Origin of the sequence: Vibrio albus (assembly GCF_003144035.1) — a bacterium.
Taxonomy (GTDB): Bacteria; Pseudomonadota; Gammaproteobacteria; order Enterobacterales; family Vibrionaceae; genus Vibrio; species Vibrio albus.
The window spans coordinates 579,932-596,309 of the sequence record NZ_QFWT01000001.1 but is presented as its reverse complement, the minus strand read 5'-3'; the positions used below and the strand labels follow the sequence as shown (position 1 = coordinate 596,309).

Below are 16,378 nucleotides of genomic sequence, written 5' to 3'. Positions count from 1 at the left end.
TCGCCAAAATGACGTTTTTTGATAGAAATCAATTAATATGACAATGCTTGGTTTTTGTTTTTAACAAGTGTGCGACAGCTCAAGATTATTGGTGTTTTTGCATATGCTTTCTGTTTTTGAGAGGAAATAAACGATGAATCAAGGTATTGGTCGTGGCAACAGGCTTGCAAAAAATGCTAAACTGCCTAACTGGATTGGCTTTCTCAATATAGTGATGTGAAAGACAAATTAATGGAATGTTGCGATTCTGATAAATGCTCATTGTCAGAATTGGACACTGATGTCGTGTCTATAGTTACGCAAATAGAATCTTTTTCCCTATAAATAAGTGCAAGTGCGTATGATTACAATAAAGAAGGGCTTAGATCTTCCTATTTCAGGAGCTCCTGCCCAGGTGATAAGTGATGGTAAATCCATCAAAAAAGTCGCCTTGCTTGGCGAAGAGTACGTTGGTATGCGTCCAACCATGCATGCCCGCGTTGGTGATGAAGTGAAAAAAGGCCAGATTCTTTTTGAAGATAAAAAGAATCCGGGTGTTGTCTTCACTTCTCCCGCGTCCGGTAAAGTTGTGGAAGTAAACCGTGGTGCAAAACGGGTATTTCAGTCTATGGTGATTGAAGTGTCCGGTGATAAGCAGGTTACTTTCGAACGATTTGAAAAAAGTCAGCTGACTTCTCTTGAGCCCGAAGTGGTCAGAAAACAGTTGATTGATTCCGGATTGTGGACTGCTCTACGTACTCGTCCGTTCAGCAAGGTTCCGGCAGTTGAAGCGACTACCAAAGCAATTTTCGTGACGGCAATGGATACTAACCCTCTTGCCGCCGATCCGGTAGTGGTTATTAACGAACAGTCTGAAGCCTTTACTGCTGGCCTTGATGTTCTTTCCCGGCTGACTGACGGCCTGGTTTATGTCTGCAAAAAGGGCCAGAGTCTGCCGCGTAGTCAGCAGTCAAATATTGAAGAACATGTGTTTGACGGACCTCATCCGGCTGGCCTTCCTGGCACTCACATGCATTACCTCTATCCGGTTGATGCGGACCACGTGGCATGGAGTATCAACTATCAGGATGTTATTGCCTTTGGTCAGTTGTTCCTCACCGGTGAACTGTATACGGATCGTGTTGTGTCTCTGGCTGGTCCGGCGGTCAATAGTCCGCGCCTGATCCGCACTCAGCTTGGAGCCTGTATTGATGAACTGATTGACGGAGAGATCATTCCGGGAGAAGTTCGTGCGATTTCTGGGTCAGTTCTTTCCGGCGTTAAAGCGTCAGGGGCTCATGCGTACCTTGGTCGTTACCATCTTCAGGTCTCTGTGCTTAGAGAAGGCCGGGAGAAAGAGCTGTTTGGCTGGGTAATGCCGGGTAAAAATAAATTCTCTGTTACCAAATCCTTCCTGAGCCATCTGTTTAAAGGTCAGCTATTTAATATGACCACGTCGATGAACGGTGGTGAGCGTGCCATGGTTCCGATTGGCACCTACGAAAAAGTGGTGCCTCTGGATATGGAACCAACACTTCTGCTCCGTGATTTGTGCGCGGGTGATTCAGACAGTGCTCAACGTTTGGGTGCGCTGGAGCTGGATGAAGAAGATTTGGCACTCTGTACCTATGTATGCCCGGGCAAGTATGAATACGGTTCATTACTTCGCAGCTGTCTGGATACGATTGAGAAGGAAGGGTAATCCATGCTTAAAAAGTTACTTGAGGATGTCGAGCATCATTTTGAGCCGGGTGGTAAGTATGAAAAGTGGTATCCGCTGTATGAAGCAACGGCCACGATCTTTTATACACCGGGCACAGTAACCAACCAGAGCTCGCATGTTCGTGATAGCGTTGATCTGAAACGTATCATGATCTTAGTTTGGTTCGCGGTATTTCCGGCAATGTTCTGGGGTATGTTTAATGCGGGTCATCAGGCCATTGTTGCGCTAAACCACCTTTATGCCGGTGAGCAGCTAACAAGTGTTATTTCCGGAAACTGGCATTACTGGATGACCGAGCTTCTCGGCGGCAGTTTATCGCCTGATGCCGGATGGGGAAGCAAAATGCTTCTGGGTGCAAGCTACTTCCTGCCTATCTACGCTGTGGTGTTTATTGTCGGTGGTATATGGGAAGTGCTGTTCTGTGTTGTGCGGAAACATGAAGTGAATGAAGGCTTTTTTGTTACCTCTATTCTGTTTGCTTTGATTGTTCCGCCAACATTGCCACTTTGGCAGGCTGCTCTGGGTATTACCTTTGGTGTGGTTGTCGCAAAAGAGTTGTTCGGTGGTACGGGACGTAACTTCCTGAACCCGGCACTGGCTGGCCGTGCGTTTCTGTTCTTTGCTTATCCGGCACAGATTTCCGGTGATGTGGTGTGGACTGCCGCTGATGGTTTCTCTGGTGCTACAGCACTAAGCCAGTGGGCTCATGGTGGTTCAGGTGCACTTATCCATAATGTCACCGGTGAAGCTATCACATGGTGGGATGCCTTTTTCGGGGTTATCCCAGGCTCTATTGGTGAGGTTTCGACACTGGCTCTGATGATTGGTGCAGCCATTATCGTTTATGCGGGTATCGCTTCCTGGCGCATTATTGCTGGTGTGATGATCGGTATGATTGCGACGTCTTTCCTGTTCAATATCATCGGTTCAGATACCAACCCTATGTTTAATATGCCCTGGCACTGGCACCTGGTTCTGGGTGGTTTTGCTTTCGGTATGTTCTTTATGGCGACGGATCCTGTATCGGCTTCTTTTACCAATCAAGGTAAATGGGCATACGGTATTTTGATTGGCCTTATGTGTGTACTGGTTCGGGTCGTGAACCCAGCCTATCCAGAAGGAATGATGCTGGCAATCCTGTTTGCCAACCTGTTCGCACCGCTATTTGACCATGTAGTGATTGAGAAGAACGTGAAACGGAGGCTGGCACGCTATGGCAAGCAATAACGATAGCATTTCAAAAACGCTGTTTGTTGTTATCGTATTGAGCTTAGTGTGCTCAATCATCGTATCAACAGCGGCGATTGGTCTGCGTGATAAGCAGATCGAAAACGCAAAGTTAGATAAACAGACGAAGATTCTTGAGGTTTCCGGTATCAAGGCAGAAGGTGATGTGAACAGCCTCTATGCTGAGTATATTGAGCCTCGTCTGGTTGATTTTAAATCTGGAGAATTTGTTGCAGGCAATGCGAGTGAGTATGATCAGCGTGTTGCAGCGAAAGATCCAGAACAGTCAGCGAAGTTGTCTGGTGACGACGATTTGGCCAAAATCATCCGTCGTGCTGATAAAGGTATCGTTTATCTGGTTAAAGAAAATGACACAGTCACACGGGTTATCCTGCCGATTCATGGTAATGGCCTTTGGTCTATGATGTATGCCTTTGTGGCGGTAGAAACCGATGGTAATACGGTTTCAGGCATTACTTACTACGAGCAGGGAGAAACTCCGGGGTTAGGCGGTGAGGTTGAAAACCCTCGCTGGCGTGCTCAGTTCGTTGGTAAGAAATTGTTTGATGAAGACTTTAACCCGGCACTTAAAATCGTGAAAGGCGGTGCACCTCAGGGGAGTCAGCACGGTGTTGATGCGCTTTCAGGAGCAACATTGACCAGTAACGGTGTGCAGCATACCTTCGATTTTTGGTTAGGCGATATGGGCTTCGGACCGTTCCTGGCTAAAGTGCGAGAAGGAGGATTGAACTAATGGCATCTATTAAAGAGATGAAAAGCCACCTGCTTGAGCCTGTCATGGACAATAACCCTATCGCACTTCAGGTACTGGGTGTTTGTTCTGCTCTTGCGGTAACAACAAAATTGGAAACTGCGTTTGTTATGACGCTGGCGGTTATGTTTGTAACGGCATTTTCCAACTTCTTTGTATCGCTGATCCGTCATCATATCCCAAACAGTGTGCGCATTATCGTCCAAATGGCGATTATTGCCTCTCTGGTAATTGTGGTCGACCAGATACTGAAAGCTTACTTGTATGATATTTCAAAACAGCTTTCTGTATTCGTAGGTCTGATCATTACCAACTGTATCGTAATGGGACGTGCTGAAGCATATGCGATGAAATCAGCGCCGCTACCATCTTTAATTGATGGTATCGGTAACGGCTTAGGTTATGGTTTTGTCCTGATTACTGTCGGCTTTTTCCGTGAGCTTCTTGGCTCAGGTAAGTTGTTCGGCATGGAAGTTCTGCCGCTGATTTCTGAGGGTGGCTGGTATCAGCCAAACGGTATAATGCTACTGGCACCATCGGCGTTTTTCCTGATTGGCTTTATGATTTGGGGTATCCGTACTCTGAAACCGGAACAAGTCGAAGCGAAGGAGTAAGAGAGAATGGAACATTATATTAGCTTGCTTGTTCGTTCGATCTTTATCGAGAACTTAGCGCTATCATTTTTCTTAGGTATGTGTACCTTTCTGGCGGTATCTAAGAAAGTTAAGACGGCATTTGGTCTGGGTGTCGCGGTAACGGTGGTACTGACGGTCGCCGTTCCCGTCAATAACCTGCTGTACAACCTGGTACTGAGAGACAGTGCATTGGTTGAGGGCGTGGATTTAAGCTTTCTGAACTTTATTACTTTTATCGGTGTAATCGCTGCACTGGTTCAGATTCTGGAAATGGTGCTAGACCGGTTCTTCCCGCCTTTGTATAACGCATTGGGGATTTTCCTGCCGCTTATCACCGTAAACTGTGCGATCTTCGGTGGCGTATCCTTCATGGTGCAGCGTGACTACAATTTCCCTGAATCGATTGTCTATGGCTTTGGTTCTGGTATTGGCTGGTTGCTGGCTATCGTGGCACTGGCTGGTATCCGTGAGAAGATGAAATACTCTGATGTACCTCCCGGGTTGCGTGGTCTGGGTATCACCTTTATCACAGCGGGTCTGATGGCGTTAGGCTTTATGTCTTTCTCTGGTGTTCAGTTGTAGTCGTCGGTAAACGAGACAAGAAATAAGGAATAGTTATGCAAAGTATTATTCTTGGCGTAGTGATGTTTACCGTGATCGTACTGGCACTGGTATTGATCATCCTATTAGCCAAGTCCAAGCTGGTACCGTCCGGTGACGTTACCATTACGGTAAACGGAGACCCGGAAAAAAGCTTTACCACTTCTCCGGGGGATAAACTCCTGGGGGCAATGGCTGGTAACGGAATTTTTGTATCATCAGCCTGTGGCGGTGGTGGCTCTTGTGGTCAGTGCCGGGTAAAAGTGAAATCGGGTGGTGGTGATATTCTGCCTACCGAGCTGGACCATATTACAAAAGGTGAAGCTCGTGAAGGTGAGCGCCTTTCCTGTCAGGTTGCAGTCAAGTCTGATATGGAAATTGAGCTGCCGGAAGAGATCTTCGGTGTGAAAAAATGGGAATGCGAAGTTATTTCTAATAATAACGAAGCGACCTTTATCAAGGAGCTGGTACTTAGGATCCCTGAAGGCGAAGAAGTTCCGTTCCGTGCCGGCGGTTATATCCAGATTGAAGCTGAACCACATCATGTGAAGTATGCCGATTATGATATTCCTGAGGAGTATCGTGAAGACTGGGATAAGTTCAACCTGTTCCGATATGAGTCTGTCGTGAAAGAGCACGCTATTCGTGCTTATTCAATGGCATCTTATCCGGAAGAGAAGGGCTTGATTAAGCTGAATGTGCGTATTGCTACTCCACCGCCAAATATGCCGGATGTACCACCAGGAGTGATGTCATCTTATATCTGGTCACTGAAACCGGGCGATAAATGTATTATCTCAGGTCCATTTGGTGAGTTCTTTGCGAAGGATACCGATAATGAGATGGTGTTTATCGGTGGTGGTGCTGGTATGGCACCAATGCGTTCTCATATCTTTGACCAGCTGTTACGCCTGAATTCCAAGCGTAAGATGTCTTTCTGGTATGGTGCTCGTTCTAAGCGTGAAATGTTCTATGTGGAAGATTTCGACAAGCTGGCGGAAGATAACGATAACTTCCAGTGGCATGTTGCTCTGTCGGATCCATTACCGGAAGATAACTGGGATGGTTACACCGGCTTTATCCACAACGTCATCTATGAGAACTATCTGAAAGATCATGAAGCTCCGGAAGACTGTGAATACTACATGTGCGGTCCGCCGATGATGAACGCTGCGGTTATCGGTATGCTGAAAGACCTTGGCGTAGAGGATGAAAACATCCTGCTGGATGACTTCGGCGGCTAATAGCCCTGACTATTAATCGGTCATTGAGAATGGCTAACTTCACTTGTTCTTACAAAACAAAGGAGGTTAGCCATTTGTTTTTTTAGGGAAAAAAAGACAGAATAAAGGATGACTATAAAACTCATTCAGGAGAGCCCTGTGAAATTTGTAAAACTCTGGTTCGTCAGCATTGTTGCTGTATTCTTCTTGACTGCTTGTAGCAAGGCTCCTGAGCAGGTTCATCTGAGTGGTGCGACCATGGGCACGACTTATAACATTAAGTATATCGAAGCGGATAATGTCCCTGAGCCAGAAGTATTGCAGCAGGAAATCGACAATCGCCTTGAGAAGGTGAATGATCAAATGTCGACCTACAGAAAACAGTCGGAGTTAAGTCAGTTTAATCAGTATAAAGGCTCTGAGCCTTTTGCCGTTTCACCCGAAATGATCACCGTAGTGAAAGAAGCTATCCGGTTGAGTAAGCTGACTTCTGGTGCTTTGGATGTAACGGTAGGCCCACTGGTTAATTTGTGGGGATTTGGCCCGGAGGCTCGCCCTGATGTGGTACCAACCGATGAAGAATTGGCTGAGCGAAGAAAAATCACTGGTATCGATAAGTTAAGCATTGACGGTAATGCACTGCGCAAATCCATTCCGGATCTCTATGTTGACCTTTCTACCATCGCTAAAGGCTGGGGAGTCGATGTAATCGCTGATTATATTGAATCACAGGGCATCCATAATTATATGGTCGAGATTGGCGGTGAAATTCGCATGAAAGGGAAAAATCATGAAAATACAGGTTGGCGTATTGCCATAGAAAAGCCCGACGCGAATGAACGAGCCATACAGGAAATTATTTCACCGGGAGATATGGCGATAGCGACGTCTGGTGATTACCGCAATTATTTCGAACGGGATGGTATTCGTTATTCTCATATCATTAACCCTCAGACAGGAAAGCCGATAAGCCATAAAGTCGTCTCTGTTACAGCTTTACACCCATCTTGTATGACTGCTGATGGCCTGGCGACTGGTCTGATGGTACTTGGGGAAGAAAAAGGAATAGAGCTGGCGAACGAAAAAGGATTTGCTGTATTTATGGTGGTCAAAACGGACGATGGTTTCAAAGAAGTGTCCTCTGAGGCTTTTAAACAGTATCTGAAGTAATTGACTCGGTTTTTCAACAAGTAAGGAAGGCCAGTATGTTCAGCGAACATACTGGCCTTTTTATTAGGGCGCGATAAAAGGTCAATACATGCCGGTCTTGATTGAGCCAAATAAAGAAGTTAGGGTAATACCTCATCTATCATATTTATAATTATTAAGAGACTTAGTATGAAAACTATTAAGACGGTATTAGCCGCGTCTGTATTACTGACAATTGTTGGCTGTCAGAGCACACCTGAACAACCACGGGAAATTGCTGCCACAAATCAGGAACAAAAAGATAATGCTTATGAGTTATACCAAAATTCTAAGGAGCAATATCAGAGCTGGTTGAGCAAGCTAAAAGAGGCCGAAAACCTGAGACTGTATTCAGTAACACAATATCGGGATTTACTGGATTCATGGAATGAAGCTGTTGATATCTATGAAGAGATTGCAGTGACTCCATCAAAAACAACCGAAAGCTATTCTCTGTTTTCTGATGGCACTTATTCGGATCATTTCAATACCAGACTGGCGGTTGTTGAGAAAAACTACAATTCGTTATTAGCATTAAAAGAAACGGCGGATGAAGTGCTGGCCGATGCTATTGCCCAGATGGCCTATCTGGACAAGATTGATGCGTCGTCAGTGTACGCGATGGATTATAAACAAGTGTATCGTACTTATCAGGGGCTGTTTAAAGTGGTTGAGGATAATGAACTTGATACGGCTCAGACTAAGCAGGTTGTTTTTCTGAGTAAGGCCCAGAAGCTTGAAATGAAAGTCGTCATAAAACGCTATGTGTACCCTCTTAAAAAGAAACTAAAGGATTTGCGCAAAGATGAATTTGATGAGGTAGCAGCGATCAGCTATGCCAAAGCAAAAGCCGAGATCGACACAACTGAGCAGACAATTCGCTCTAATCCACGCAATCTTGAGATCATTGAATCTGCCGTGAAGGATGCAGAGTTTGAGCTGACCCATGTGCGCAGTGTCGCGCTTGAAGTCAAGCGACTGGCAAACGTGGAAGATGAAGCATTTGAGCCGGTGGTTCTTGAGTTTGAAAATAAGCTACTGGCTATTTCTCAGGCACTGGAAGGTGCTGACTACCGGGACCAGTCTTTGCATGTGCAGGCTGAAAGTATCCTGAACAGTATTTCTTTGCTTAATGAAGAGCAGGATGAAGAAAATTCGGCTCACTCTCAAAAGGTGAAAAACCTGACACAGGAGCTAAGCAGATTGAAGCTTAAACTGGAGCTGGTTAACACAGAAAAAGAGAAAACAGAGCAAGAGAAGTTGGTGCTGAATAAGCAGATCAGCCAGCTTGAAGATCAAATTACCAGCCAGCAGACTTTGCTAGCCGCCTATCAGGAGCAGTTGGCAGCGAAGGCCAACGCTGATAAGGCTGTAGAACCGGAAAATAAAGCCGGCCTTGCTGAGACTGGTGTTGAAAATGAAGAGCCTGAAGCTGTTGAAGCTCCATCCGCATCACCGACAGAGTCAGAGCTTCAAACAGATGAAGCTGGTAAGGCAGATAAGGTGACGGGCGAAGATACTTCAGCATAACTTCGTCTTATAGGCATAAAAAAGGGGTTGGCAGCTTAGCTGCCAACCCCTTTTGTTTATATTCTGACAGCAAAGCGAGTTACTTTACTTCCATCCCCTGCGCCTGAAGATCCGCATGGTAAGACGAGCGGACAAACGGGCCGCACGCTGCGTGGGTAAAGCCCAGACCAAGCGCAATCTCTTTCAGTTCTTCGAATTCCGCTGGCGGTACATAACGTTCTACCGGCAGGTGGTGACGGCTTGGTGCCAGATACTGGCCGAGAGTAAGCATGGTGACGCCATGCTCCCGCAAATCTTTCAGTACCTCGACGATCTCTTCTTTGGTTTCACCCAGTCCCATCATCAGGCCTGATTTAGTCGGAACATCCGGATGCTCTTCTTTAAAGCGTTTTAACAGTTCCAATGAACGCTTATAGCTGGCACCAGGACGAACCTTACGGTAAAGGCGCGGCGCGGTTTCCAGGTTGTGGTTAAATACGTCAGGCGGATTATCTTTCAGTATGTCCAGCGCACTGTTAACCCGTCCACGGAAATCAGGCACCAGTGTTTCGATTCTGATATTTGGGTTTTGTTTGCGGATCTCGCGGTTACAGTCAGCGAAGTGCTGAGCACCGCCATCACGAAGATCATCACGATCAACCGAGGTGATGACCACATACTTGAGCTTCATGTCCTTAATTGTCTGCGCCAGGTGTGCTGGTTCCTGCGTATCGGGTGCCAGCGGGCGGCCGTGGGCCACATCACAGAAAGGGCAACGGCGAGTACAAATTGCCCCCAGAATCATAAAGGTCGCGGTGCCATGGTTAAAGCATTCGGCCAGGTTAGGGCAGGAGGCCTCTTCACATACCGAGTGAAGGTTATTTTTACGCATGGCAGACTTAATATCCTGAATGCGCTGGCTGTCTGCCGGCAGTTTGATCTTCATCCAGTCCGGCTTTCTTAGGGTTTCTTTTGGCTCATCCTGCATAAACTTCACTGGGATGGAGCCCATTTTATCAGCATCACGGTATTTAACGCCGACTTCCATTTGACTAAGTTTGCTCATATATAATTACTTTCTTCTGTGATTTTAATTGGCTTCTTTACTCTATCTCTCCAAAAGATTATCTCTCCAAAAGACGTCACGGTAAGGTGACCTGGGAGTAGTGAAGCTGCTCGACAAGTTTGTCTATCAGAATTCTTTTTACATCATTTAGCGTGATTTCCGGAGCAAGGTCTCTCACCTGGGTCATCGCCATTCCCTGATAGCCACAAGGGTTAATCCTTAAAAAAGGCGAAAGATCCATGTCCACATTCAGTGCTAACCCGTGAAAGCTACACCCTCTGCGGACTCGTAAACCGAGTGAGCAGATTTTTTGTCCCTCAACATAAACACCGGGTGCGTTTGGTCGGGAGGCAGATTCAATACCAACACTTTTTAGTGTATTGACCACTAAAGTCTCAATATACGTGACCAATTCTCGGACACCATACCCTTTTCTTCTAAGGTTAAGTAAGAAGTATACAACGATCTGCCCCGGGCCATGGTAGGTCACCTGACCTCCTCGGTCACTTTGTACAACGGGGATGTCTCCGGGATTGAGCAGGTGCTCTGCTTTTCCTGCCTGCCCTTGAGTGAAAACCGGGGGGTGTTCGACCAGCCAGATTTCATCGGGAGTAGTGTCGGTTCGGGTGTCGGTAAAAGCTTGCATTTCCTGCCAGACAGGCTGGTATTCTCTGTGGCCTAAATCTCTGACAATAATTTGATTTTCGACTCCGCTCAAACCGCACCTCAATCTAAATGAGTTTATAAAGTAAAAAGATTATAAACTTCTTTGAAGGAAGTCACTACCGATAATTACAAAAGTATGAAAATTGTTAATGGGCTTATTGGTTTTTATAAACAAAAACAGCGACTAATGTCGCTGTTTCTTTAGGGAAAAGGTAGGTTATAGCACCATGCGGACAATATCGATTTCACCCAACTCTTTGTACAGAGTTTCTACCTGCACGATAGACGTAGCGGTAATGGTAATGGATACAGAGTGATAAGTTCCTTTTCCGCTTGGCTTCACGGTTGGGCTGTAGTCTCCAGGAGCATGTTTCTGGATAACTTCCAGTACAAGCTCTGGCAGTTCAGGCTTGGCATAGCCCATGACTTTGTAGGTGAACTGACAGGGAAATTCCAGTAGATCTTTTAGCTTTGGTTGCTCTTGCATTATTCACTCCGAACCAGCGTTTTACGGAAGCGGAATGTTACTGGGAATGTGAGCGGATCTCAAGTGGTTTAACTTTGCGCAGCATGAATTCGGTTATCTGGTCGCCGAAAGATAGTGTTGATAATATTTCCGGTATAAATTGGAGGTATAGAAAAGGGTAGCGTGAAGCTACCCTTTCATTATTACTCTCGCGGGTATTGGGTTAGAACCAGCTTTTAAAGGTCAGAATAATATAGTCGATTAAGCGGCTGAACATGCTGCCTTTTTCTACATCTTCTAAAGCAAGAAGCGGGTATTCAGCGATGTCTTCACCATCAATCTGGTAGTACAGGGTACCAACAACATCACCCTGAGCAATCGGTGCTTTCAGATCTTTGTTCAGAGTGAAGCTGGCTTTCAGATCTTTAGCTTGTCCACGAGGCAGCGTCACGTAAGTGTCCTGGCTGACGCCCAGAGCAACGGTATCCTTATTACCCATCCAGATACGTTCACTGACAAAGGTTTCACCGGCTTTGTGTGGGGCAACGGTTTCAAAAAAGCGGAAACCATAGTTAAGCAGTTTTTTGCTTTCAGCTTTACGTGCGTTTTCGCTGCGGGTACCCATAACGGCAGCCACCAGACGCATTTTTCCTTCTGTGGCCGAACTCACCAGGTTATAGCCCGCCCCTTCTGTATGGCCAGTCTTAATACCGTCGACATTCATGCTCTTATCCCAAAGCAAACCATTGCGGTTATACTGGGTTATGCCGTTGTAGGTGAATTTCTTTTGTGAGTAAATTTCGTATTCATTCGGAACGTCACGGATAAGGGCACGTCCCAATAAAGCCATATCGTATGGGGTGGAATAAAGGTTTGGATTATCCAGACCATGCACGTTGGCAAAGTGGGTGTTTTCCATACCAATAGACTGTGCCCAGGCGTTCATCAGATCAACGAAAGCATCTTCCGAACCCGCAACGTGTTCGGCCATAGCGACACAAGCGTCATTACCTGACTGGATAATGATCCCCCGGTTAAGATCCTTTACTTTAACCGTGGTACCAACCTCAATAAACATTTTTGAAGAATCCGGGTAATTCTTTGCCCAGGCATTTTCACTAATCACAACATCATCTTCAGGAGATATATTACCTCTGGCTAACTCCTGACCGATAACATAGCTGGTCATCATTTTTGTCAGGCTTGCCGGAGAAAGCTTGGTGTGCATTTCTTTATCAGCAAGGACTTTGCCTGAATTGTAATCAATAAGAACGTAGCCTTTTGCCGCAATCTGAGGAGCGTCCGGCACAACAACTGGAGCGGAATGTGCGAAAGTCGCGGTCAATGAGGCAGCTGTCAGCAGTGTTGCTTGCAGAATGTGATTTGATTTGTTCATTTTATATGCAGTCATTGTTAATCTTAAAAGCGGTAATTAAATCTATCTTAGCAGAATCATTTTTCGAAGTCAGAGCCTTACTGTACCTTTCTTATAAATGCACCGGGATATCCTTGTGTTTTGACCTGCTCTAATATTTGCTGAGTATTCGTATAATTTTCAAAAGGGCCAAGAATGACCCGGAATTTCCCTTCCAGAGTTTCGACAAATGTCTCTACAGAGAAGGTTTGACTTAACTTTTGGGCCAAAGTTCGGGTGCTCTGTGCATTTTGCGAAGATGCTACCTGGATCATAAAGTTATGTTGAGTATTTGTGGATGATATTTTCTCTTTATTATCAATGAGTTTCGTACTTATCTGCTCGGGTTTAACCGGGATATATTCAAGCTCGACATTAGCGGTACCCGTTTTTATTACCCCAAGTTTATGGGCGGCGGCATAACTCAGGTCAATAATCCGTCCGTCATGAAATGGACCGCGATCATTGACCCGGACAATGGTGACTTTACCGTTGTCCAGATTCGTTACTTTCACATAACTGGGGATGGGGAGAGTTTTATGTGCGGCTGTCATAGAGTACATGTCATAGATTTCACCATTTGAAGTCTGATGGCCATGAAACTTCTTTCCATACCAGGATGCGGTACCTTTCTGTTTAAATCCTTCCGGAGAACGGATGATTTGATAAGACTCTCCTCTCAGCCTGTAATCTTTATTTCCGCCCAGACTATAGGGTTCGTACTTAGGGTGAGCATCTTCAATATGTTCCAGACGGATGGGGGCATCTGGTCCGGTGTCGTCAGAAAGGGTATACCGGCTGCCATTATTGTTTGAGCAGCCAGCTAATATCCCCAGGATCAGAAGAACTATTGGTTTTTTCATTAAGTCAGTTACCGTTCCGTAGGTGGTTATCCAGAGGCTAAGTGGCTCTGGAAAGGATCGTTCTATGGGTGTGAATTGACATTAAAATGCCAAATCCTGCCATCAGCGTCACCATAGAGGTACCACCGTAGCTGATCAGTGGCAGGGGCACTCCAACGACAGGCAGGATGCCACTTACCATGCCTATGTTTACGAAGATATAAACAAAAAAACTCAGTACAATACTGCCTGCCATCATCCGTCCAAACGCAGTTTGGGCGGAGCTAGCGAGGTAAAGGCCCCGTCCGATAACAAACAAGTATAACGAGACCAGAAACAGAAAGCCCAGCATTCCCCACTCTTCGGCAATCACGGCAAAAATAAAGTCGGTATGTCGTTCCGGCAGAAACTCCAGTTGCGACTGAGTACCGTGTAGCCAGCCTTTTCCGCTTAGTCCGCCTGAGCCGATAGCAATCTTACTCTGGATAATATGATAACCCGCACCCAGCGGATCGGATTCCGGATTAAACAGGGTACGCACCCTGACTTTCTGATATTCACGCATCAGAAAGAACCAGAGCACGGGAATAAACGCTCCGACAGCTACACAGGCCGCAAAGATGATCCGCCAACTGATACCTGCAAGGAAAATCACAAAAATACCAGAAGCCGCGATGAGGATAGAGGTTCCCAGATCGGGCTGTTTGGCGATGAGTATGGTTGGTACGATAACCAGAACTAGCGATATCGCCAGTGTTTTTAATGTCGGAGGAAGGGCTTGTTTGCCAATGTACCTGGCGACCATCAGAGGAACGGCCAGCTTTAACAGCTCTGAGGGCTGAAAACGGACTATACCCAGGTTAAGCCAGCGTTGTGCTCCCTTTGACGCTTCGCCAAACAGAAGCACCCCTAATAACAGGCCGACACCAGCCACAAACAGTACCGGAGCCATGGCCTGATAGGTACGCGGGGATATTTGTGCAAGTACTATCATGACAGTGATGGAGAGCAACATGCGCATCGCCTGGCGCTCCATCATCGCCATGCTTTGGCCACTGGCGCTGAACATAATGATCAAACCGAACCCCATCAGAGTCAGCAGCCCAATGAGCATTGGCAGATCGATGTGTAGCCTTTCAAAAAAGATCCGGCTTTTTCCTGTAGAAGGGTCAACTTTCATTTCTGCTCCGGTGTCTCTTTTTTGTCCAAAATAATTCTGTCCAGTATTTTCCGTACCACTGGTGCGCCGTTAGAAGAGCCGCCTCCGGCGTTCTCTAATACGATGGTGACAATCGCTTCCGGTTTGTCCAGAGGGGCGAAAGAGGTAAATAATGCATGGTCCCGCAGGTGCTCTGCCAGTTCATCCGCGTTGTATTCTTCATCTTCTTTCAGACCGAAGACCTGTGCCGTACCAGACTTGCCGGCGCTTTTATATTTTAGGTTATAAAAAGCCCGTCGTGCTGTTCCTCGTTTGCCGTGATTTACCCGGTACATACCTTGCCGGGCGATATCCCAATAGCGGTCAGAGACACCGGTGATTGGTGGATATTGCTCAGGAGGAACCGTGACAGGGGTTCTCTCTTCCTGAGTATTATCTATTGTCGCCTGAAGAAGGTGAGGAGCCAGAACCTTACCACGATGCACTAATACGGATGTTGCTTTGGCTATTTGCATCGGGGTGGCTGTCCAGTAACCTTGCCCGATACCAACAGGGATGGTATCACCCTGATACCATGGGGTGCGGTGTCTGGCTCTTTTCCATTCACGGCTGGGCATATTGGCTTTACTTTCTTCAAAGATATCAATGCCAGTGTAGTCACCAAAACCAAACATTCTCATCCAGCTGGAAATTCTGTCTATCCCCATATCGTAGGCAACCTGATAGAAGAAGGTATCTACCGACTCCTCCAGGGCTTTAAGTATATCAACCTTGCCGTGTCCCCAGCGCAACCAGTCACGGAATGGTTTGGTTTTTGAGTTAGGGATTTTCCAGTATCCCGGGTCATTACGCACCGTATAAGGTGTGATGACCTCCTCCTGCAATGCCGCCACAGAGATAAATGGTTTCACGGTCGACGCCGGCGGGTAAATACCCAGAGTGGTTCGGTTTACCAGAGGGCGATTTTTGTCTTCAAGTAATTCCCGATAGGCTTTACTGGATATACCGTGAACAAATTTATTCGGGTCATAACTCGGGCTGGATACCATAGCCAGCACTCCGTTATCTTTAGGATCCAGTACAACAACGGCACCGCGACGGTCATCGAGTAGCTTGTACACATATAGCTGAATATCAATATCGATATTTAGAATGATGTCTTCACCCGGAGTCGGGGGAACATATTTTAGGGTACGGATAATCCGGCCGCGGCTGTTAACCTCAACCTCCTGATAGCCTGGTTTACCGTGCAGAACATCTTCATAGTATCGTTCAACGCCCAGTTTACCGATATCGTGGGTCGCCTGGTAATCGGCCTCTTTATCCTCCCGGATAAGGCGTTGAATATCCCGGTCGTTAATACGGGACACATAACCTAACACATGAGTCAGAGCAGAACCGTATGGATAGTAGCGCTTTAGCTTGGCTGAAACCTCAACACCCGGAAATTTATACTGGTTAACTGAGAACTGAGCAACTTGCTTCTCCGTTAACTGAGTCAGCAGAGGGACGGACTTGAACCGGCGTGAACGTCGGCGTTCTTTATTAAAAGCAGCAACTTTTTCATCAGGAATGTCGAGAATTGTTCGTAGTCCTGCAATGGTTGCATCAATATCTTTTATTTTTTCCGGTGTCAGTTCAAGGCTGTATACCGGTCTGTTTTCTGCCAGAAGTTTGCCGTTTCTGTCATAAATTAGTCCCCGGTTCGGGGCGATGGGGACTATCTTAATCCGGTTGTCGTTAGAGCGGGTTTTATAATCCTGAAATTGATTAACCTGGATGTTATATAAGTTGACCGTGAGGATTCCGACCAGCATGATAATGCCGATAAAAGACACAATAGCCCGTCTTTTGAATAGCCGAGACTCTGCCTTGTGATCCCTTATCTGCGTACGCTTACGTCTCATAC

General features: G+C 46.3%; 15 protein-coding genes. 8 read left to right on the top strand and 7 right to left on the bottom strand.

The genetic code is table 11. From position 1 onward, the window contains the following. Nucleotides 1–340: 340 nt before the first annotated feature. From DI392_RS02695 to DI392_RS02660, 8 genes are all read left to right on the top strand, one after another. The gene (locus tag DI392_RS02695; RefSeq protein WP_109318345.1) at nt 341–1,681 is read left to right on the top strand and encodes a Na(+)-translocating NADH-quinone reductase subunit A; all 1,341 of its coding nucleotides are present in this window, start codon (nt 341–343) and stop codon (nt 1,679–1,681) included. Between the two features lie 3 nt (nt 1,682–1,684). Next, the gene (locus DI392_RS02690; RefSeq protein ID WP_109318344.1) at nt 1,685–2,929 is read left to right on the top strand and encodes an NADH:ubiquinone reductase (Na(+)-transporting) subunit B; all 1,245 of its coding nucleotides are present in this window, start codon (nt 1,685–1,687) and stop codon (nt 2,927–2,929) included. Beyond that, nucleotides 2,916–3,683: a Na(+)-translocating NADH-quinone reductase subunit C gene (locus tag DI392_RS02685; protein ID WP_109318343.1), complete on the top strand. Its 768-nt coding sequence runs from the start codon at nt 2,916–2,918 to the stop codon at nt 3,681–3,683. Before DI392_RS02690 ends, DI392_RS02685 begins: the two co-directional genes overlap by 14 nt. Further along, nucleotides 3,683–4,315 carry an NADH:ubiquinone reductase (Na(+)-transporting) subunit D gene (locus DI392_RS02680; RefSeq protein ID WP_109318342.1) on the top strand — a complete coding sequence of 211 codons (633 nt, stop codon included), beginning with the start codon at nt 3,683–3,685 and terminating at the stop codon, nt 4,313–4,315. Before DI392_RS02685 ends, DI392_RS02680 begins: the two co-directional genes overlap by 1 nt. A 6-nt stretch (nt 4,316–4,321) precedes the next feature. After that, entirely contained in the window at nt 4,322–4,918 is a 597-nt protein-coding gene (nqrE, locus tag DI392_RS02675) for an NADH:ubiquinone reductase (Na(+)-transporting) subunit E (RefSeq protein ID WP_109318341.1), read from the top strand. A 35-nt stretch (nt 4,919–4,953) separates the two neighbouring features. After that, the gene (gene nqrF, locus DI392_RS02670; protein ID WP_109318340.1) at nt 4,954–6,180 is read left to right on the top strand and encodes an NADH:ubiquinone reductase (Na(+)-transporting) subunit F; all 1,227 of its coding nucleotides are present in this window, start codon (nt 4,954–4,956) and stop codon (nt 6,178–6,180) included. Between the two features lie 168 nt (nt 6,181–6,348). Beyond that, nucleotides 6,349–7,329 (top strand): FAD:protein FMN transferase, encoded by a 981-nt coding sequence (locus DI392_RS02665; RefSeq protein ID WP_245883925.1) that lies wholly within the window; start codon nt 6,349–6,351, stop codon nt 7,327–7,329. Between the two features lie 168 nt (nt 7,330–7,497). Continuing rightward, nucleotides 7,498–8,877 carry a DNA repair protein gene (locus DI392_RS02660; protein WP_109318338.1) on the top strand — a complete coding sequence of 460 codons (1,380 nt, stop codon included), beginning with the start codon at nt 7,498–7,500 and terminating at the stop codon, nt 8,875–8,877. A 79-nt stretch (nt 8,878–8,956) separates the two neighbouring features. Here DI392_RS02660 and lipA read toward each other — a convergent pair whose 3' ends face one another. The 7 genes from lipA to mrdA all read right to left on the bottom strand — a co-directional run bounded on the left by lipA (nt 8,957) and on the right by mrdA (nt 16,376). Then, a complete protein-coding gene (gene lipA, locus DI392_RS02655; RefSeq protein ID WP_109318337.1) occupies nt 8,957–9,922 on the bottom strand; it encodes a lipoyl synthase in 966 nt (321 codons plus the stop codon). Between the two features lie 76 nt (nt 9,923–9,998). After that, on the bottom strand, nt 9,999–10,640 hold the full coding sequence (lipB, locus tag DI392_RS02650; RefSeq protein WP_109318336.1) for a lipoyl(octanoyl) transferase LipB: 642 nt from the start codon (nt 10,638–10,640) through the stop codon (nt 9,999–10,001). 165 nt (nt 10,641–10,805) lie between these two features. Next, nucleotides 10,806–11,075 (bottom strand): DUF493 family protein YbeD, encoded by a 270-nt coding sequence (gene ybeD / locus DI392_RS02645; RefSeq protein WP_109318335.1) that lies wholly within the window; start codon nt 11,073–11,075, stop codon nt 10,806–10,808. Nucleotides 11,076–11,277: 202 nt separating this feature from the next. Further along, complete coding sequence (locus DI392_RS02640; RefSeq protein ID WP_109318543.1) at nt 11,278–12,450, bottom strand: serine hydrolase; 1,173 nt, start codon at nt 12,448–12,450, stop codon at nt 11,278–11,280. 77 nt (nt 12,451–12,527) lie between these two features. Beyond that, complete coding sequence (locus tag DI392_RS02635; RefSeq protein ID WP_109318334.1) at nt 12,528–13,331, bottom strand: septal ring lytic transglycosylase RlpA family protein; 804 nt, start codon at nt 13,329–13,331, stop codon at nt 12,528–12,530. Nucleotides 13,332–13,368: 37 nt separating this feature from the next. After that, nucleotides 13,369–14,490 (bottom strand): rod shape-determining protein RodA, encoded by a 1,122-nt coding sequence (rodA, locus tag DI392_RS02630; RefSeq protein WP_109318333.1) that lies wholly within the window; start codon nt 14,488–14,490, stop codon nt 13,369–13,371. After that, nucleotides 14,487–16,376 carry a penicillin-binding protein 2 gene (gene mrdA / locus DI392_RS02625; RefSeq protein ID WP_109318332.1) on the bottom strand — a complete coding sequence of 630 codons (1,890 nt, stop codon included), beginning with the start codon at nt 16,374–16,376 and terminating at the stop codon, nt 14,487–14,489. Before mrdA ends, rodA begins: the two co-directional genes overlap by 4 nt. Nucleotides 16,377–16,378: the final 2 nt, after the last annotated feature.